Below are 18716 nucleotides of genomic sequence, written 5' to 3' on the forward strand. Positions count from 1 at the left end.
CTAGGAATTTAATTCCTCTAAAGAGCCGTTCGAGACTAGGACGTTGATAGGTCAGGTGTGTAAGCGTTGTGAGGCGTTGAGCTAACTGATACTAATGACTCGTGAGGCTTAACCATACAACCCTGATGGGTTTTGTATGAGAGACTAATGTTTCTAATCAGAATTAGAATGAAGCACTTAATGTAGTGTGAACCCAATTTTTAAGACTTGCATAGCGAGTCCAGCTTTTCAAATTTACCAAATTTGTCTGGAAACCATAGAGCTGTGGTCCCACCTGAATCCATTCCGAACTCAGAAGTGAAACACAGTATCGCCGATGGTAGTGTGGGGTCTCCCCATGTGAGAGTAGGTCATTTCCAGGCTTTAAATTAAGTGAAGAAGCCACCTTATTAAGGTGGCTTTTTTGCGTTTGGGCGTTTGTAAAATATTGAACGCCAACTTATCTAGAATACAGCCACCCGTAAAGGTGACTACTTCACTTAAGGTAGGCATAAATGCCTACCCCCTACGTCACCCCGCCGCTGAGCGGGGTCCCCAGCTACGAAGACAAGCTTCTCCGCGTTCAAGTCAGGCCGAATACTGCGTATTCAAAGCGCCAGACTTTCACCCCCATGTGTTCGCTGCGCGAACCGAGTAGGTCATTTCCAGGCTTTAAATTAAGTGAGAAAGTACTTATCCTCGAATGCCATGGATGGCATAGGAGAGGAGTTGCGTTTGGGCGTTTGTGAAATATTGAACGCCAACTTATCTAGAATACAGCTACCCGTAAAGGTGACTGCTTCACTTAAGGTAGGCATAAATGCCTACTCCCTACGTCACCCCGCCGCTGAGCGGGGCCAGAAACTGCATCCATGCGTTTCAGGCATTCGGCACATCCATGTGCCTTGCCTCCAGCTTCGTAACAAGTTACTCGCGCTTCAAAGCCCTTGAATGCGTTGCATCCAAAGCAGGGCTTCTCCGCCCCCATGTGTTCGCTGCGCGAACCGAGTAGCTCATTTCCAGTCGCTAAACTTTTCTCTAAAGATTGGCGAGAAAGCCCGCTACGATGTAGCGGGCTTTTTTCGTTATTGTCTGGACTCCTTATTACGAGAATTGACCGAACGAACATGGGGGCGGTGAGTAGCTTGTAGTGATTTAATTGCAATTGTGTATTGCTATTACGGCTTAGCTTTCATAGTTTAGCTGCAATGAGGACGCTAAGGATTGTCGAATGAAACTGGAAATGATTTGTACAGGCGAAGAGGTATTGGCTGGTCAGATAGTCGATACAAATGCCGCATGGTTCGGTAATACCATGATGGAGCATGGTATCGAGTGCCAAAGGCGTGTGACCGTGGGCGATCGTTTAGAAGATCTTATATCAGTATTTATAGAGCGAAGTCGCGAGGCTGATGTGATTCTAGTAAATGGCGGTCTAGGGCCGACAAGTGATGATCTCTCTGCAGAAGCAATGGCGCTGGCGAAGGGAGAGGTCTTAGTTGAAAACGAGGTTTGGCGTGAGAGGTTGGAAGATTGGTTTACCCGTAGTGGCCGAGTAATGGCACTGAGTAATCTTAAGCAAGCTTTGCTCCCCGAGTCTGCGATTATGATAGACAATCCTGTTGGTACAGCCTGTGGTTTCGCTGTAAAGCTGAACCGTGCTTGGCTATTCTTCACTCCGGGCGTACCATTTGAATTTAAGCAGATGGTTAAAGAGCAGTTTATTCCCTTTGTTAAGCAGAGATTCGAAATTGCGGCAGACGTTGCTCTAAGAAAGTATCTCACTCTTGGGCAAGGAGAGTCATCGCTTGCCGACGTGCTTGAGAATATTGCGCTGCCTGATGGAATGACTATCGGCTATCGTTCTTTTATGCCACACATCGAAATTAAACTCTTCGCTCGAGGTCCAGAAGCAATCGGGCAACTTGATCGGACAGAAAGCCAGATCCGCTTCTTATTGGGAAACGCCATCGTTGCTGATGAAAAGACGAGCTTGGCTGAGGTTATCCACTCTCTTATGGTCGATTCAGGGTTAAGTCTTAGTGTTGCCGAGTCGTGTACTGGCGGCATGATTGCAAGTCAACTGATCGACTTCTCTGGAAGCTCATCCTATTTAGATCAAGGGTTAGTGACTTATAGTAACGAGTCTAAGGTTCGAGTGTTGGGGGTTAAGCCTGAAACCTTAGACGATCATGGCGCGGTTTCAATTGCTACGGTAGAGGAGATGGCAAAAGGAGCAAGGGGCATACTCGATAGTGATTTTGCGTTGGCGACTAGTGGCATCGCAGGTCCAACTGGTGGCACAGAAGACAAGCCTGTCGGGACGGTTGCCATAGCACTAGCGACTAAAGGAGGCGTTTATAGCCAGATGATCAAGCTTCCAAGACGTTCTAGGGATTTAGTGCGTAGCTTAAGTACGGCGGTAGCACTGGATATGCTAAGAAGAGAGTTATTAGGCGAAGCGGTTATTGTCGATTATGGAACTATAGGTCGTTTTGCTAAGTAATTTTCTTAAAAGTCCCTCTCTCTAAATAATAAAAAAGCAGGCTCAAAGGAGCCTGCTTTTAGTTTCAGTGGCGAGCTAACTGCTTAAGGTTAGTCTTCGAAAACAAGTACGAGCTTGCCGGGTTTAACCTCGATTCGCTTGGTTATATTGGCAATAAGCGCCTGATTCGACTCTTTGGTATCTAATACATATACAGGTTTTGTTTCTAGAAACTGGGTCAAGAAACGCATTAATTCAGGGGCGATAGAGCCAATGGCTTTCTCTATGTCCTGAGGATTAGATTCCACTTTAACTAATTGCAGATTACGCAGGTGAACGCTGTGGTCCGTTGCGTCATACCACGGCTCAGCCTCAAACTCAGCAACAAGATTTGCGCTTATGGGCATCATAGGGTTGCGCACATTAACGATGGTGACAGCAGATACAGCCATGGTATCTGGCTTTTCACCTAAGGTGACTTCAATGTCATTAACACGCAGATCAATTCCGAAGATTTGGTTGCCCTGCTTTACTTCAAAGTGCATCTCATCGTTAAGGTAAGTTTCTAGCTCTTCTTCTGTGATGCTGTATTGACTGACACAGCCAGTCAATAACATCAAGGCGCTAGCAAGCGCCACTTTTAGTAATTTCATTAACCTGTATTTCTCATTCCGGCTGCAACGCCAGCTATGGTTAACATCAATGCTAGCTCGACATTTTGAGAGGACTCCTGCTCTCTACGGGTTCTCGCTAGCAATTCTGCCTGTAGGAAGTTTAGTGGATCGATATAGGGGTTTCTAAGCTCTACCGACTCACGATTCCACGGCGTGTGGGCCATTAAGCTTTCGGCTTGGGTTAGCTCAAGCACGGCTTCAATACCTGTTGCCAATCGGTCTCTGAGTTGTACACCAAGGTGATGTAGTTCAGTGGGGACTAGGCTCGTCTCGTAGAACTTCGACAGATTAGGTTCAGCTTTTGCGTAAACCATTTCTAGCATTGAAATTCGAGTCTTGAAAAATGGCCAGTGCTTTTCCATCTCCTGTAGTAGTGGTAAATCACCTCTCTCAGAAGCCGCTTTTAGTGCTTCACCTGCACCTAACCATGCTGGCAGCATTAAGCGGTTTTGTGACCAAGCGAAGATCCACGGAATTGCACGTAAGCTTTCGATACCACCATCAACCCGACGTTTCGCTGGGCGGCTACCCAATGGCAGTTTACCCAGTTCAATTTCTGGCGTTGCGGCGCGGAAGTAAGACACGAAATCAGGCTCTTCACGAACGATAGCGCGATAAGCTAAAACCGATTCGTCGGCAAGTTGCTGCATACATTGGCGCCACTCAGGCTTAGGCTCTGGTGGTGGCAATAGTGTCGCTTCCATGACTGCAGAGGTATAAAGCGCCAGACTTTGCACTGCGAGTTTAGGCAGGCCAAACTTAAAGCGGATCATCTCACCTTGTTCAGTGACTCGAATGCGTCCATCTACAGAGCCTGGTGGCTGAGACAAGATCGCTTGGTGAGCTGGTCCGCCGCCACGGCCGATCGTACCACCACGGCCATGGAACAGAGTGAGCTTAATATTGGCTTCTTGGCTAATCGCAACTAGCTTTTCCTGTGCTGTGTATTGCGCCCAAGCGGCTGCCATCACACCGGCATCCTTAGCTGAGTCAGAATAGCCGATCATCACTTCCTGAATGCCTTTGGTGTAGCCGCGATACCAATCGATGGCAAATAAGGCTGACATACAATCAGAGGCATTGTTTAAGTCATCTAAGGTCTCAAATAGTGGTACTACACGCATAGGATGTGGGCAGCCAGTCTCTTTTAGTAGTAGGAGTACCGCCAAGACATCTGAGGGTTGGCTTGCCATAGAGATGACATAAGAACCCATGGCTTGAGCCGGCTGGGTTGCAATAAGCCTACAAGTTTTTACCACCTCTTCAACTTCTGCAGACGCTTGCCAGTTAGCTGGAATTAGAGGACGTTTACCTGTTAATTCGCGTAGCAGGAATGCTTGCTTTTCTGTTTCATCCCAATGAGCGTAATCACCCATGCCAAGATAGCGAGTTAGTTCGGCAATGACATCGGCATGGCGCTGAGCATCTTGGCGAACATCTAGCCTTAGCATATGAATACCAAAACAAGCTATGCGGCGCAGCATATCGAGTAATAGGCCGTTGGCGATTAAGCTCATGCCTGAATCACACAAGCTTTGATATAGCATCATCAAAGGCTCTTTTAGATCGCTCTCATGCCAGATGATTTCACTTGGATCGACTTCTGGTTGATGCCCTTCGAGTCTTGCATTGAGGTAATCGATGGTGTTTCTAAGCTTTTGGCGTAGAACTCTTAATACTACTCGGTATGGTTCTTTACTATCGTCGGTATAGGCAAGCAGTGTTTCGTTTGCGCCTTCCATCGACAACTCGTTTACCAGTAGTACAACATCTTTTAGGTAAAGGCGTGCGGCAGTATGGCGGTTACGGTCGAGGACCTCTTGGGTCACTGTTGAGGTAACAAATGGGTTACCATCACGGTCTCCTCCCATCCAGCTTGAGAATTTTACTGGGGCGATATCGATAGGTAGCTGGGTATTGGTGCGCTCTTCGACTTGTTGATTAAGCTGTCTAAGGAAATCTGGTATTGCATGCCATAGAGAGGCTTCTATGGTGCTTAACCCCCAACGTGCTTCATCAACTGGAGTAGGGCGCTCGTGGCGGATCTCATTGGTATGCCAGATCTGTGCAATAAGTTGGCGTAGACGCAGGTGATGCTGCTTTTTTTCTAGCTCGGTAAGTTGCGGGTTTTCGAGTGCGGCGAGCGCATCAATAACCGCCGAGTACTTTTGGATCAGCGTGCGTCGAGAGATCTCCGTTGGGTGAGCAGTGAGTACCAAGTCGATGTCGAGTGTTTTCAAACATTCTAACACCTTGGTTTTATCAATATTGCCACCCAACATACGGCCTAATAGCTGTTCTACTGGATCGGGAACGCAGACTAATTCATCGCAGTTACGGCTAATAGTATGGAACTGCTCGGCGATATTCGCCAGATTCAAGAATTGGTTAAAAGCTTTAGCAAAAGGAACGAGCTCGTCATCGCTTAAAGAAGATAGGAGAGTAAGCATCTCCTCACGGGCGGCATCATCCCCCTGGCGTGAGCTTTTTGCAAGATGACGGATCTGTTCAATTTTATCTAGGAAAGTGCCATCAAGGTCGGTGCGGATTGTGTCACCTAAAATCTGCCCTAAGGTTCCAACATTGGACCTTAGCGAGGCATACATGTCTACCATACGTGCTCCATATTGGTAAGCTAATAGTTCACAATACCTAGCAGTGCTGTGCTAGGCAATGTTCGAGTTTGAAATATTGACCATGATTGTGCTCTGCATCACTTTTTGCTGGCAGCCTAGCAAGGCCCGGCTAGCTCTAATCTGCAAGCTGGATAAAAAATAACAACTTACTTTATACATGCATGATAAATCAGTTTTTTTAATAGATCTTTTGTTTGGTTAATATAGCTAATATCTAAGAATTCATCCGGTTGATGCGCCTGCTCGATACTTCCGGGGCCGAGGACTAATGTTTGGCAACCTAATTGGCTGATGTAGGGGGCTTCGGTGGCATAGTTAACCACTTCAGGCTGACTATCACTAAGTTTGGCAACAAGCTGTGTCCAGCTGCCCTCTTTTTTATCGGCAAAAGGTTCAGAGCCTGGGTATAAGGGGGCAACGTGGATGCAACCGGGGTATTGACTGCATATTGGCTCAAGGTAGTTGGCAACCATCAACTCCAAATCATCCAGTGCCAGGCCGGGAATTGGACGAAGATCGATATGCAGGTCGCAGCAACCGCAGATCCTGTTTGCTGCATCACCACCGTGGATATGACCGAAGTTCATGGTTGGGTAGGGTACACTGAAGGCATCTTCTCGATAGTTATTGGCTAAGTGCTGCTTAAGTTTAAGCAGCTGGCCTGTCACTAAGTGCATGACCTCTATGGCGTTGAGTCCTTTTGCCGGATCTGATGAGTGGCCACTGCGACCCGTTACCCTAATTCCTTGGGTGAAATGCCCTTTATGCATATAAACCGGCTTTAAGCTCGTAGGCTCACCTATGATGGCATAGTCTGGTGCAATGGACTTAGCCGCCGCAAAGGCTTTAGCCCCATTCATAGTAGTCTCTTCATCGGCGCTGGCGAGTATGTGCAGTGGACGTTTAAACTTATCCAAAGGCAGTTCTTTTAATGCTTCGAGAGTGAGCGCAAAGAAGCCTTTCATGTCACAGCTGCCTAGACCGTACCAGCGGTTGTTCTTTTCAACTAGCGAAAAAGGGTCTTGGCTCCAGCGCCCTTCGTCGAAAGGGACGGTATCTGTGTGGCCTGCTAGTAGTAATCCACCTTGTCCTTGACCAAAAGAAGCCACTAAATTGTGTTTATTGCGTGTATTAGCAACGGGCAAGGATTGACACTGCATGCCTAAGTCGGAAAACCAATTATGCAATAGCTCTATCACAGCGAGATTGCTGGTATCCAGTTCGGCTTCAAGGGCGCTAATTGAAGGCGTGGCGATAAGCCGACTAAAACTGCTTTTTATATCTGGAAGTGTTTTCATTAAAAAATACCTAAATATATATTCAAATATATTGCATAATTAATTTTGCGTGTTAGTCTATCAAACAGCTAAGGTAACTACCACATTTCGTTGGTCTGATTAATGAGAGTCAATATGTTTAGTCTTGTTCAAACTATAGTCATTAAGGTTATTTGTACCCACTTCCTGCGACGATAATCTTGTCAATTAATGGTGTTCAGCCAGGGCTTAAGTTGTGCCCACTCTTTTTCGCATCGTCATCTAAATTCAAGATTAAGGTTTTAAAGTCATAGACTATGAAAAATATAGCCATTATTGGTGCCAGTGGATACACAGGCGCACAGCTCACCTCTCTTATTCATGCCGACCTTAACCTGTCGATTCAAGGTCTATATGTATCTGAAAATAGTCTAGATAAGGGGAAAGCCCTTGCCGAACTCTATCCTGCATATAGCCATATATCCTTGAGCCTAACTCCTCTAACAGATGAGGCAAAAGAGGCTATCGTTAAAACTGCCGATGCAGTGGTGCTGGCGACTGATCATGGTGTGAGCCTACATCTGGCTGCTTGGTTCTATCAGCGGGGCTTAGCCGTATTTGATTTAAGTGGTGCTTATCGGTTTGCGGATGTGGCCCAATATCCTAAGTGGTATGGTTTTACTCATGAATATCCGCAAGTTCTCGCCGATGCAGTATATGGCTTGGCGGAATGGAATACCGAGCAAATTGTGGCAAGTAAGATGATAGCGGTGCCGGGATGCTATCCAACGGCATCACTGACAGCACTAAAACCACTCTCTCATCTATTAACCGATGTGCTGCCAGTGATTAATGCGGTAAGCGGCGTAACAGGGGCTGGTAGAAAAGCTCAGCTTCACACTAGCTTCTGTGAAGTGAGCTTAACGCCCTATGGCGTACTAGGCCATAGGCACCAGCCTGAGATTGCGACTCAGCTAGGGCAAGAAGTTATCTTCACTCCTCATCTAGGTAATTTTAAGCGCGGGATCTTGGCTACGATTACGGTCAAATTAAAGCCAGAAACCACAGAGCAAGATATCGAGACAGCCTATCAGTGCTACGAGGCAGCAGAGCTTGTCACAGTAAAGAAAAATCAATTTCCTAAGGTAGATGATGTAGTGCTGACTCCCTATTGCCACCTAGGATGGAAATACGATGCACAGACGGGATACTTAGTGGTCGCGAGCGCCATTGATAACTTAATGAAGGGGGCTGCCAGTCAAGCTTTGCAATGCATAAAGATTCATTTTAATGAGTCGTTAAAGCAGCCTGAAGGGGATTTATGATGACTCAAGCAGAACTAAAGAGTGTGGCAAGTAAGCCGGTGATGGTGCTCAAGGTCGGTGGTGCTTTACTGCAGTGTGAAATGGGCATGGCGCGGTTAATGGAAGCGGCGGCCAAGATTATCGCAAATGGTCAGCCACTGATTATGGTACATGGCGGGGGCTGTCTGGTTGATGAGCAGTTAAAAGCGAACGGCATGACAACTGAAAAACTGGATGGCTTAAGGATCACCCCCGAAGAGCAGATCCCTGTTGTCGTTGGAGCATTAGCGGGTACCTCCAATAAGATCCTTCAAGCCGCCGCGATGAAGGCGGGTGTAACCAGTTTAGGTATGAGCCTAGCCGATGCTGGCATGATGAAGGCCAAGATTAAAGATCCGTTATTGGGATTGGTAGGGGAAGTTGAGCCAAACGATGCGAGTTATTTGGAGTTTGTGTTGGCACAAGGCTGGATGCCGATAGTGAGCTCTATAGCCATTAGCGATGAAGGGCAGATGCTTAACGTCAATGCCGACCAAGCGGCGACGGCATTAGCTAAGTTGGTCTCAGGCTCTTTGGTCTTGTTGTCGGACGTTTCTGGGGTTCTCGATGGAAAAGGGCAGTTAATTAATAGTTTAAATAGAGAGCAGGTTAATGAGTTAACCAAGATTGGCGTTATTGAGAAAGGAATGAAGGTCAAAGTGGAAGCTGCATTAGATGTTGCAGAGTCCATGGGGCAAGCCGTACAGATAGCCTCTTGGCGTCATGCACAGCAGTTAATCGCATTATGCCAAGGTGAAACCGTTGGCACACAGATCCAACCTTAGGAGACAAGTCTTATGCAACATCTACTATCTATCAAAGATCTAAGCCAGCAGCAGTTACTCGACTTATTGGCATTGGCGCAAAATATTAAGACTAATCCAGCCGAATATAAGTATGCCTTAGAGGGCAAGAGTGTGGTGATGCTATTTGAAAAGCCATCTTTGAGAACTCGGGTGAGTTTTGATATCGGCATCAATAAGCTTGGTGGCCACTGCTTATATTTGGATCAGCAAAATGGCGCACTGGGTAAGCGTGAGCCTGTATCTGACTTTGCTGCCAATATCTCCTGTTGGGCGGATGCGATTGTTGCCCGTACATTTTTACACTCAACCATAGAAGAGTTAGCTGAACATGGCACGGTACCAGTGATTAATGCCTTGTCCGATCTCTACCACCCCTGCCAAGGCTTAGCGGATTTTCTGACCTTAACCGAGCAGTATGGCGATGTGAGTAAGGTGAAACTGGCCTATGTGGGAGATGGTAATAATGTGACTCACTCCTTGATGTTTGGAGCGGCGATTCTTGGGGCGCAGTTAACTGTGATCTGTCCTCCGGGTCATTTTCCAGACGGTAAGGTTGTTTGTGAAGCGCAGGAGTTAGCGGCAAAACATGGTGGCAAATTAACCCTGAGCTCAGACATTGAAGCGATTAGCGATCACCATGCAATTTACACCGACACCTGGATCTCCATGGGAGACTCAACGCCGATGGCTGAGATCGAGGCCAAGTTTAAGCCCTATCAGGTTAATGCTCAGTTGATGCAAAAAGCGGGGGCGAAACACTTCATGCACTGCTTACCCGCTTATCGAGAGGTTGAAGTGACTGCCGAGGTTGTCGATGGCGAGGGCTCGCTTATCTTGCATCAGGCCGAAAACAGAATGCACGCACAGAACGCGGTGCTGGTAACTCTTTTAAGCTAATTCTATCAAAAAACAACTATCAATCTGCACCAGCGGATCGACATAACAAACAGTGAGTAGGAAATTAAGATGTCTATTGAAAATTCAACAGTTAGTAATCACTCAGGGGTTAACAAGGTTGTTCTGGCTTATTCAGGTGGCTTAGACACCTCTGCAATTATCCCATGGTTAAAAGAGACCTATGATAACTGTGAGATCGTAGCCTTTTGCGCCGATGTTGGTCAGGGTGATGCAGAGCTAGAAGGTTTATATGAGAAAGCCATCGCCTCAGGTGCATCGGAATGTTATATCGTTGACTTAAAAGAAGAGCTGGTGGCCGATTATATCTATCCAACAATTGCCACTGGAGCCATCTATGAAGGGACATATCTGCTCGGTACATCGATGGCGAGACCGATTATCGCCAAGGCACAGGTTGAAGTTGCGCGTAAGGTCGGTGCTGATGCCGTTTGCCATGGTTGCACGGGTAAGGGTAACGATCAGGTGCGTTTTGAAGGTTGTTTTGCAGCACTGGCACCAGATCTAAAAGTAATTGCCCCATGGCGTGAGTGGGAGATGGTGAGCCGTGAAGATCTGCTGGACTATCTCGCCGAGCGTAATATTGCCACCTCTGCATCTGCGACCAAGATCTACAGCCGTGATGCAAACGCTTGGCATATTTCCCATGAAGGTGGTGAGCTTGAAGATCCATGGAACGAGCCATCTAAAGGAGTTTGGACCATGACTGTGGCGCCTGAAGATGCGCCTGACCAGCCTGAATATGTCTCTTTAGAACTTGAGCAGGGCAAGATCACTAAGGTGAACGGTGAAGCATTGTCGCCTTACAAAGCGCTGATGGTACTGAATGAAGTTGCGGGTGCCCATGGTGTCGGCAGAATCGATATTACCGAAAATAGACTCGTAGGAATGAAGTCTCGTGGTTGCTATGAAACGCCAGGTGGCACAGTGATGTTTGCTGCACTGCGTGCGATTGAAGAGTTGGTGTTGGATAAAACCAGTCGTGAGTGGCGTGAACAAGTTGGTGCGCAGATGGCACATCTAGTCTATGACGGCCGCTGGTTTACCCCTTTGTGTGAGTCGCTACTTGGTGCATCAAAGCCCCTAGCCGATCTTGTTAGTGGTGAAGTGGTGGTTAAACTTTATAAGGGCCAAGCTAGCGTAGTGAAGAAACGCTCGCCTAACAGCTTGTACTCAGAGGAGTTTGCTACCTTTGGTGCCGATGATGTCTATAACCAAAAAGACGCGGAAGGCTTTATTCGTCTGTATTCACTTTCGAGCCGGATTAGAGCACTGCATAACCAGAAGTAAGCTTTAGGTTAATAAGAGTAAGTAAGCGCTAACATCATTGGGTTAGCGCCTTATAAAGAAAGAGTTAAAGGGCGAAGTACGACTTCGCCTCAGATTAAAGAGGAAGTCAAAATGGCATTATGGGGCGGCAGATTTAGCCAAGAAAGCAGTGCACTGTTTAAACTTTTCAACGACTCATTGCCTGTGGACTTTCGACTCATTGAGCAAGATATTGTAGGTTCAATTGCTTGGGCAAGTGCCATTACACAGGTCGGTATTCTGACCGAGCAAGAGTGCACTGAGCTACATCAGGCGTTAAATGAATTACTTGTAGAAACCCAAGACAGCCCTGAACTCATCATCGCCTCGGGTGCTGAGGATATCCATAGTTTTGTCGAGCAGTCATTGATTGCTAAGGTTGGCGATCTAGGTAAGAAGCTACATACTGGCCGTTCGCGTAACGATCAGGTGGCAACCGACCTTAAGCTTTGGTGTAAAAAAGAGGGTGAGCAGTTACTGACTTTGTTAGGTAACCTAAGAGCTGCACTCATTGAGCTCGCCGAGCGTGAAATCGATGCCGTCATGCCGGGCTATACCCATCTGCAAAGGGCTCAGCCAGTATTGTTTGGTCACTGGTGTCTAGCTTATGTTGAGATGTTTGAGCGCGATATCAGTCGTCTTCAAGATGCGCTTAAGCGTGCCGATACTTGTCCGTTAGGTACGGGAGCCTTGGCGGGGACAGCCTATCCGATGGATCGAGTGAAACTGGCTCAATCTTTAGGGTTTGCCTCTCCTACGCTCAATAGTTTAGATACGGTTTCAGACAGAGATCATGTGATTGAGATCTGTAGCGATGCCTCCATTAGCATGATGCATCTAAGCCGGATGGCAGAAGACTTAATTTTCTTTAACAGTGGTGAAGCGGGCTTTATTGAACTGGACGATGAAGTAACATCGGGTTCTTCATTGATGCCGCAGAAGAAAAACCCTGACGCATTGGAGCTGATCAGAGGTAAGACGGGTCGTGTTTACGGCGCTTTAATGGGGATCTTAACCACCATGAAGGCATTGCCACTTGCATACAACAAAGATATGCAGGAAGACAAAGAAGGCTTGTTCGATGTGATGGATAGCTGGTCTATCTGTTTAGAGATGGCTGCCTTGGTATTAAGTGGCTTGCAGGTGAATCGTGAGCAAACCCTTAATGCGGCAAAGCAAGGTTATGCTAATTCGACAGAACTGGCTGATTACTTAGTGGCAAAAGGCATGCCGTTTAGAGAGGCGCACCACGTGGTTGGTGAAGCCGTAGTGAGTGCTATTGCCAAGCAAACACCTCTAGAAGATTTGACCTTAACAGAGCTGCAAGCCTTTAGTGAGGTAATACAGGCCGATGTATATGATTGCTTGACCATTGAGTCTTGCTTGGCCAAACGTGAAGCTCTAGGTGGTACATCTTTAGTGCAGGTACGTAGTGCATTGGCTGTAAAGAAAGAGGGCTGATAGGCCAAGCGAGTTGAGTTCGTAAGTATAAAAAAACGCGGTCACTTTTTGAGTGATCGCGTTTTTATTTTTACGAATAAGGATTACTGGAATAGGTCATCTTCAGGTTCGTCGATGAAGATATCACTATTGTCTTCTTGCTCTGTCACGTATTCAGTTGGTTCAGTTCCGGCAATAAAGTACTCAAACTTACTGGTGTAATCGGTCTTACGCGTCAGCTTACCAGTGGCCAGATCGATTCGTGCAGATACAATACCCTCTGGAACAGATGTTGGTACCTCTGGCGTGCCCGCCAATGCATCCTTCATAAACTCATTCCAACCTGGGCCTGCAGTTTTAGCACCGGCTTCCGCTAAAGAGATCTGATCCTTAGCACCGTTTGCATTCCAGCTTGTACGGCCAAGCTCTTGGCTATGATCATCGAAACCAACCCATACGGTAGTCGCTAATTTCGGATTGAAGCCACTAAACCAGGTATCGCGTGATTCGTTGGTCGTCCCCGTCTTACCTGCAATATCACGACGTTTTACTACTCGAGCTGCGCGCCATGCTGTACCGTTCCAGCCAGTTCCTTTGCTCCAGTCTCCACCACCCCAGATAACACTCTTTAGCGCTTCGGTGATTAAGAAGGCAGTTTGCTCAGAAATAATCTGTGGAGCATAGCGAGAGTTCTCATCGCCACACTGATGAGCTTCGTTGATAACTGGTAAACTTTCTACAGGTGTAGTACTGGCTTGAAGTTCATTCGCCATAGCGGCAAAAGGATCATCGTTAGTTACTGGTTGCTCAGTCACCACTGGCTTACAAGCTAAAGTAGGGTTCGCCTGTTCTACAATATCGCCATTTGCGGTTTCTACACGCTCGATAAAGTATGGCTCGACTAGGTAGCCACCGTTAGCAAAAACAGAAAACGCGGTGACTACTTGCAGTGGTGTTACCGATGGCGAACCTAAGGCAATCGATTCATTGCGCGGTAAGTCGGCAGGATCGAAACCGAACTTTACTAGCTCCGCAATAGTGGCATCTAGGCCAGCATAGCGCATGGCTCTGACAGACATCACGTTGATCGACTGCGCTAAGCCCACACGCAGACGAGTTGGGCCGCCATAAACATCCGGTGAGTTTTTAGGGCGCCAAGCTGTGCCTTGTCTTGTATCTGGCTTATTAATTGGTGCGTTATTAATTAGGGTGGCTAGAGTGTAGCCTTTCTCTAGCGCTGCGCTATAGATGAAAGGCTTAATGTTCGAGCCTAACTGACGCTTAGCCTGAGTCACACGGTTATATTGGCTAGTGTAGAAGCTGAAGCCGCCAACTAAGTTACGAATCGCGCCATCATGTGGATCGAGCGAGACGAGGGCGCTAGCGACCAATGGCACTTGGCTTAATTGCCAGAAGCTACCATTGTTGCGGATCCAAACCTGTTCACCAGGCTTTAATACGTCGGACGCCAGCTTCGGTGCCTTACCCTGGCGCTTGTTGGTGATAAATTTACGTGCCCATTTAATGCCATCCCAAGGGAGCTCGATGGTTTCACCTTTTGCGTTCATTACAGTGGCTGTTTGTTCATTTACAGACAAAACAGCCGCAGGGAACATACCTTGGAATGCTCCTGTTTGTTTTAGTTTTGCAGTGATCTCTTCAGGTTCTAGGGCGGTTTTTGTCCAAAGTTCTTTAACTCGGCCGCGATAGCCGTGGCGCTCGTCATATGAGTAAACGTTATTACGCAATGCTTTTTGGGCATCGAGCTGTAGCTTAGAGTCTACGGTGGTATAGATGTCGTAACCACCGGTATAGGCTTCCTCTTCTCCGAGTTTGGCAACTAGGTAATCACGCGCCATCTCAGAAATATAGGGGGCATACAGATCGATCACTGCACCGTGGTATTTAGCGGTAATTGGGCTGGCAACAGCAGCTTGATACTCTGCATTATTGATATAGCCGACTTCATTCATCCGCATCAAAACTACATTGCGACGAGCCATAGCACGTGTTTTTGAAGTAATGGGGTTCAGTGTCGATGGTGCTTTAGGTAAGCCTGCGATGACCGCCATCTCTGGTAGAGTCAGCTCGCTGACCTCTTTACCGTAATAAACTTGGGCGGCCGCACCAACACCATAGGCGCGTTGGCCTAGGTAGATGCGGTTAACGTATAGCTCTAGGATTTCATCTTTGGTGAGTAGTTGCTCGATATGGATCGAGATAAAGATCTCTTTTACTTTACGTATAATGGTTTTGTCACGAGTCAAAAAGAAGTTACGCGCAACCTGCATGGTGATGGTACTCGCACCCTGCTTCTTTTGGCCTGTGGTTAGCATGACTGATGCCGCACGTAAAATACCGATTGGATCGATACCTCTATGTTCATAGAAACGGGCGTCTTCGGTCGCGATAAATGCTTGTAGAAGAGGCTTAGGGACCTCTTCCAGTTTTAGTGGAATACGGCGCTTCTCACCAAATTGAGAGATCAGCTTTCCATCACTACTATAAATACGAAGTGGTGTTTGTAATTTTACCGTCTTTAACGTTGTGACATCTGGTAGATCTGGCAGCACATAAAAGTAAGCTGCAATGATCGCTCCGATGCCAAGTAAACCTAGGCTAAAGAAAGCTATCAAAAGTCGTTTAAACCACTTCACCGCAATATTCCAAGAACTAAAAATAAGAACAATAGTATATAAGCCACGCCGGAAATGGTGAAGTCTTGTGACTAGATAAAACTTTAGGTATTTCTGTAAAAGTGAGATTTGTCTATATTTTGAGCGCTATTTCGTTGAAGAGTGAAATTAATTTTTAAATTTTTAAATTATTTAAACTCACATTTTATGAGCTATTAATACTGTTTTTTAGTTTATATCGAGAACATAGTGGCAGATATAGTAGTTGTGTCGTAAATGTAACCCAATTTAACGTTGGATCGCGTCATGGTTGCGAACTAGTGTGGCTTTGAAGTCAAAAAAATGGCGATTGTAAAATGCGGAAACATTTTGTACAAATAGTTATAACGAGTTGATTTTGTGCTAATCTACTTTGGATACAATAACTATAAAAGTGACTTTGGACTATGCTTTCTAATTTTTGGAAGCGTCAGGCTCCGCAGATGGTTGGGATTGATGTTGGCTCCCATGAGGTAAAAGCAATACTGCTGAGCAAGACAGCTGATGGATATAAAATATTAAGCCATGCAGCGGTTCCTTTGAAAAAGGGAGCCATCAATGATCATGAAATTCGTGATAGTGAAGCTGTTGTTGATGCGTTAAAGCAAATAAAGCGAGTATTACCTAAGTCGACCAAATATGCCGCCGTTGCAGTTTCCGGTTCAGCTGTAATGACCAAAGTTATTTATATGGATTCGGCCTTAAGTGAAGAGGAGATGGAGGCACAGATTGAGGTTGAAGCCGATAACCTTATTCCTTACTCCCTCGATGAAGTGAATATCGATTTTGAAACTCTAAGTACAAATCGCACCGACCCAACAAAAGTGGATGTGTTGTTGAGTGCATGTCGAACAGAAAATATTGATAGCTTAAGTGATTCTCTTGATGCGGTAAATCTAGAGGCTAAAGTGGTCGATGTTGAGGGTTATGCCTTGGGGCGCTCTTTTGACATGATCGCGGGACAATTCTCCGAAGATGTCAGCGATAAAGTGGTCGCGTTAGTGGATATTGGTGCCAACATTACAACATTTTCGGTTGTAGAAAACGGTGAAACCACATTTGTTCGCGAACAAGCTTTTGGTGGGGAGCAGTTTACCCAGTCAATTCTATCCTTTTATGGCATGACCTATGAGCAAGCTGAAAAAGCTAAGCTAGACGGTGATCTGCCACGCAACTATGTTTTTGAAGTCTTATCGCCATTCCAAACTCAGTTGCTACAGCAAATTAAAAGAACACTGCAAATATACTGCACTTCTAGCGGGCGAGATAAAGTCGATCATATCGTGTTGTGCGGAGGCACATCGAAGCTTGAGGGTATGGCTAGCCTCATGACTAATGAGTTAGGTGTCCACACGATCATTGCCGATCCCTTCCAAGGCTGCCTGCATGCAGATGACGCGATAAAAGCGCATTTACAACCTCAAATTAGTAAATATATGTTGGCCTGCGGACTGGCGCTAAGGAGCTATTCAGAATGGCGAACATAAACTTATTACCATGGCGTGAAGAGGCGAGGGAAAAACAGAAGCGAGATTATACCGGCATACTGGCGCTGGTGTTTTTGGTTTCTGGATTAGTGGTTTATCTGTCACTGATGACGATCGATATGTTTGTGGACGAACAGAAAAGTCGTAACGCTTACCTGCAGGCAGAAATTCAGTTGCTCGATTCGCAAATCGCCGAGATTACTAAGATCCGTGAGCGTAAGAAAGATATCGAGAGACGAACCGAGATTATCTTAGGTTTACAGCAATCTAGAAACTTGCCGACCCATGTTCTAGATGAGCTAGTTCGTGTTGTGCCCCCAGGGATCTACCTGTCGAGTATAGAAAAGAAAGGGAGTATCTTGTGGATTGAGGGTCGCAGTGAGTCTAACAATAATGTCGCCAATATGATGAGAAAAGTGGCAGCTTCATCTTGGTTACAAGACCCTAATATGCAGTCGATTAAGGCACAAAATGAAGAGTTAAGGCAGCTACAGCGTTTTACTTTACGAGTGACGATTGTCAACGGCGATGAAATAGCAAAGACTGAGGGGGCAAACATATGAACCTCGATCTAAGCCAATTTAACGATATTGATTTTGAAAACATCGGCGCTTGGCCGCAGTTAGTGAAAGTTGTTTTTGCAGTGTTATTGGCAGTCTGTGTATTTGTAGGCGGTTACTTCCTATTTATCTCTGATGCGATAGATGTACTTAATGCAGAGCAGCAAAAAGAGCAACAGTTAAAGGATGACTTCAAGGCTAAGTATCAACTGGCTGCGAACCTAAAATTGTATCGTGAACAGCTCGCGATGATGGAGGTGCAATTTGCAGAGTTGTTAAAGATGCTGCCTTCAAAAAATGAGATGCCAGGTTTGCTCGATGATATTACCTTTGTCGCGACAGACTCGGGGCTGAACATTAATAGCCTAGATTGGGAGTCCGAAATCACACGTGATTTTTATATCGAGTTCCCTATCAAAATAGTCGTCAGTGGTGATTACCATGAACTAGGCCATCTGGTTGGTGGTGTCGCGAAATTGCCACGAATAGTAAGTCTGCATGATTTTGTTATTAAGCGGAATGACACTGGCGAACTGGGAATGGATATTCTCGCCAAAACCTACCGTTTTAAAGAGGGAGCGGAATTGCCCGCGAAAGAGAAAAAGGGGGCAGCGAAATGATGAAACTGCTACCACTTTTAATGAGCAGCGTTTTATTAACGGGCTGCATTGGTGATAAGAGTGATCTTGAGTTATTTGTTACCACAACGAAAGCACAGCACGTTGCGCATATCCCTCCGTTGAAAGAAACACCTAAGTTTGAACATTTTGCTTATCAAGCAGACTTAATGAGAAGTCCTTATGTGCCACCTTCAAGAGAATTAACTGAAGAGGTTATCGATACAACTAAGGACTGTTTACAACCCGATCTTAAACGCCGTAAAGGACGATTAGAAACCTATGCATTAGATAATTTGAAGATGCGTGGAACCCTAAGCGAGCAAGAAGAGATTTGGGCTTTATTAGAGACAACCGATGGCAGTGTTTATCGTTTAGGAGTAGGCCAATATTTAGGTCTCTACCATGGCAAGATCGCCAAAGTAACGCCGCAAACTGTCGAGATAATAGAATTAATCCCAGATGGATCTGGCTGCTGGACGGAACGTAATAGCAGTATGGAATTGACTGGAGAATAATAAGAGATGACTGAGGG

The 18716-nt window shown here is 46.1% G+C and carries 15 protein-coding genes and 2 rRNA genes; 12 read left to right on the top strand and 5 right to left on the bottom strand.

Features of this window, described 5'->3' with window-relative positions; all coding sequences use genetic code 11:
* Positions 1–116 (top strand): 23S ribosomal RNA (locus K5Q92_RS11415); the annotation flags it as partial.
* A gap of 130 nt (positions 117–246) precedes the next feature.
* Positions 247–362 (top strand): 5S ribosomal RNA (rrf, locus tag K5Q92_RS11420).
* Positions 363–656: 294 nt separating this feature from the next.
* Here the strand turns inward: rrf and K5Q92_RS11425 are convergent.
* Positions 657–797 (bottom strand): hypothetical protein, encoded by a 141-nt coding sequence (locus K5Q92_RS11425; RefSeq protein WP_220769133.1) that lies wholly within the window; start codon positions 795–797, stop codon positions 657–659.
* Between the two features lie 413 nt (positions 798–1210).
* Here K5Q92_RS11425 and K5Q92_RS11430 point away from each other — a divergent pair, with 413 nt between their 5' ends.
* Positions 1211–2485, top strand: coding sequence for a CinA family nicotinamide mononucleotide deamidase-related protein (locus tag K5Q92_RS11430; protein ID WP_220769134.1), 1275 nt, complete (start codon positions 1211–1213; stop codon positions 2483–2485).
* Between the two features lie 89 nt (positions 2486–2574).
* Here the strand turns inward: K5Q92_RS11430 and K5Q92_RS11435 are convergent, their stop codons facing one another.
* From K5Q92_RS11435 to argE, 3 genes are all read right to left on the bottom strand, one after another.
* Positions 2575–3117: a DUF1439 domain-containing protein gene (locus tag K5Q92_RS11435; RefSeq protein ID WP_220769135.1), complete on the bottom strand. Its 543-nt coding sequence runs from the start codon at positions 3115–3117 to the stop codon at positions 2575–2577.
* Positions 3117–5753 carry a phosphoenolpyruvate carboxylase gene (gene ppc, locus K5Q92_RS11440; protein ID WP_220769136.1) on the bottom strand — a complete coding sequence of 879 codons (2637 nt, stop codon included), beginning with the start codon at positions 5751–5753 and terminating at the stop codon, positions 3117–3119. The genes K5Q92_RS11435 and ppc overlap by 1 nt, the downstream gene beginning before the upstream one ends.
* A 167-nt stretch (positions 5754–5920) precedes the next feature.
* Positions 5921–7072 carry an acetylornithine deacetylase gene (gene argE / locus K5Q92_RS11445; protein ID WP_220769137.1) on the bottom strand — a complete coding sequence of 384 codons (1152 nt, stop codon included), beginning with the start codon at positions 7070–7072 and terminating at the stop codon, positions 5921–5923.
* 275 nt (positions 7073–7347) lie between these two features.
* Here argE and argC point away from each other — a divergent pair, with 275 nt between their 5' ends.
* The 5 genes from argC (at position 7348) to argH (ending at position 12863) form a co-directional block, all read left to right on the top strand.
* The gene (gene argC / locus K5Q92_RS11450) at positions 7348–8355 is read left to right on the top strand and encodes an N-acetyl-gamma-glutamyl-phosphate reductase (protein WP_220769138.1); all 1008 of its coding nucleotides are present in this window, start codon (positions 7348–7350) and stop codon (positions 8353–8355) included.
* Positions 8355–9158 carry an acetylglutamate kinase gene (gene argB, locus K5Q92_RS11455; RefSeq protein WP_220769180.1) on the top strand — a complete coding sequence of 268 codons (804 nt, stop codon included), beginning with the start codon at positions 8355–8357 and terminating at the stop codon, positions 9156–9158. Before argC ends, argB begins: the two co-directional genes overlap by 1 nt.
* Positions 9159–9170: 12 nt before the next feature.
* Complete coding sequence (locus K5Q92_RS11460) at positions 9171–10076, top strand: ornithine carbamoyltransferase (RefSeq protein ID WP_220769139.1); 906 nt, start codon at positions 9171–9173, stop codon at positions 10074–10076.
* Positions 10077–10145: 69 nt separating this feature from the next.
* Entirely contained in the window at positions 10146–11384 is a 1239-nt protein-coding gene (locus K5Q92_RS11465) for an argininosuccinate synthase (protein WP_220769140.1), read from the top strand.
* Positions 11385–11495: 111 nt separating this feature from the next.
* Complete coding sequence (argH, locus tag K5Q92_RS11470; RefSeq protein WP_220769141.1) at positions 11496–12863, top strand: argininosuccinate lyase; 1368 nt, start codon at positions 11496–11498, stop codon at positions 12861–12863.
* Between the two features lie 83 nt (positions 12864–12946).
* On the opposite strand, the gene K5Q92_RS11475 is transcribed toward argH, so the two are convergent.
* Entirely contained in the window at positions 12947–15499 is a 2553-nt protein-coding gene (locus tag K5Q92_RS11475) for a penicillin-binding protein 1A (protein WP_220769142.1), read from the bottom strand.
* Between the two features lie 425 nt (positions 15500–15924).
* On the opposite strand from K5Q92_RS11475, the gene K5Q92_RS11480 reads away from it, so the two are divergent.
* From K5Q92_RS11480 to K5Q92_RS11495, 4 genes are read left to right on the top strand one after another with little or no spacing between them, the layout of a single operon-like run.
* Complete coding sequence (locus tag K5Q92_RS11480) at positions 15925–17004, top strand: pilus assembly protein PilM (RefSeq protein WP_220769143.1); 1080 nt, start codon at positions 15925–15927, stop codon at positions 17002–17004.
* The gene (locus K5Q92_RS11485; RefSeq protein WP_220769144.1) at positions 16992–17567 is read left to right on the top strand and encodes a PilN domain-containing protein; all 576 of its coding nucleotides are present in this window, start codon (positions 16992–16994) and stop codon (positions 17565–17567) included. Before K5Q92_RS11480 ends, K5Q92_RS11485 begins: the two co-directional genes overlap by 13 nt.
* On the top strand, positions 17564–18184 hold the full coding sequence (locus K5Q92_RS11490) for a type 4a pilus biogenesis protein PilO (RefSeq protein WP_220769145.1): 621 nt from the start codon (positions 17564–17566) through the stop codon (positions 18182–18184). Before K5Q92_RS11485 ends, K5Q92_RS11490 begins: the two co-directional genes overlap by 4 nt.
* The gene (locus tag K5Q92_RS11495; protein WP_220769181.1) at positions 18184–18699 is read left to right on the top strand and encodes a pilus assembly protein PilP; all 516 of its coding nucleotides are present in this window, start codon (positions 18184–18186) and stop codon (positions 18697–18699) included. The genes K5Q92_RS11490 and K5Q92_RS11495 overlap by 1 nt, the downstream gene beginning before the upstream one ends.
* Positions 18700–18716: the final 17 nt, after the last annotated feature.

This window comes from Shewanella sp. MBTL60-007, from assembly GCF_019654915.1.
In the GTDB taxonomy this organism is placed as follows: Bacteria; Pseudomonadota; Gammaproteobacteria; order Enterobacterales; family Shewanellaceae; genus Shewanella.

Coding starts and splice junctions, on each gene's coding strand:
- K5Q92_RS11425 (WP_220769133.1), bottom strand. CDS start 797: ATGCCTACCTTAAGTGAAGCAGTCACCTTTACGGGTAGCTGTATTCTA.
- K5Q92_RS11430 (WP_220769134.1), top strand. CDS start 1,211: ATGAAACTGGAAATGATTTGTACAGGCGAAGAGGTATTGGCTGGTCAG.
- K5Q92_RS11435 (WP_220769135.1), bottom strand. CDS start 3,117: ATGAAATTACTAAAAGTGGCGCTTGCTAGCGCCTTGATGTTATTGACT.
- ppc (WP_220769136.1), bottom strand. CDS start 5,753: ATGGTAGACATGTATGCCTCGCTAAGGTCCAATGTTGGAACCTTAGGG.
- argE (WP_220769137.1), bottom strand. CDS start 7,072: ATGAAAACACTTCCAGATATAAAAAGCAGTTTTAGTCGGCTTATCGCC.
- argC (WP_220769138.1), top strand. CDS start 7,348: ATGAAAAATATAGCCATTATTGGTGCCAGTGGATACACAGGCGCACAG.
- argB (WP_220769180.1), top strand. CDS start 8,355: ATGACTCAAGCAGAACTAAAGAGTGTGGCAAGTAAGCCGGTGATGGTG.
- K5Q92_RS11460 (WP_220769139.1), top strand. CDS start 9,171: ATGCAACATCTACTATCTATCAAAGATCTAAGCCAGCAGCAGTTACTC.
- K5Q92_RS11465 (WP_220769140.1), top strand. CDS start 10,146: ATGTCTATTGAAAATTCAACAGTTAGTAATCACTCAGGGGTTAACAAG.
- argH (WP_220769141.1), top strand. CDS start 11,496: ATGGCATTATGGGGCGGCAGATTTAGCCAAGAAAGCAGTGCACTGTTT.
- K5Q92_RS11480 (WP_220769143.1), top strand. CDS start 15,925: ATGCTTTCTAATTTTTGGAAGCGTCAGGCTCCGCAGATGGTTGGGATT.
- K5Q92_RS11485 (WP_220769144.1), top strand. CDS start 16,992: ATGGCGAACATAAACTTATTACCATGGCGTGAAGAGGCGAGGGAAAAA.
- K5Q92_RS11490 (WP_220769145.1), top strand. CDS start 17,564: ATGAACCTCGATCTAAGCCAATTTAACGATATTGATTTTGAAAACATC.
- K5Q92_RS11495 (WP_220769181.1), top strand. CDS start 18,184: ATGAAACTGCTACCACTTTTAATGAGCAGCGTTTTATTAACGGGCTGC.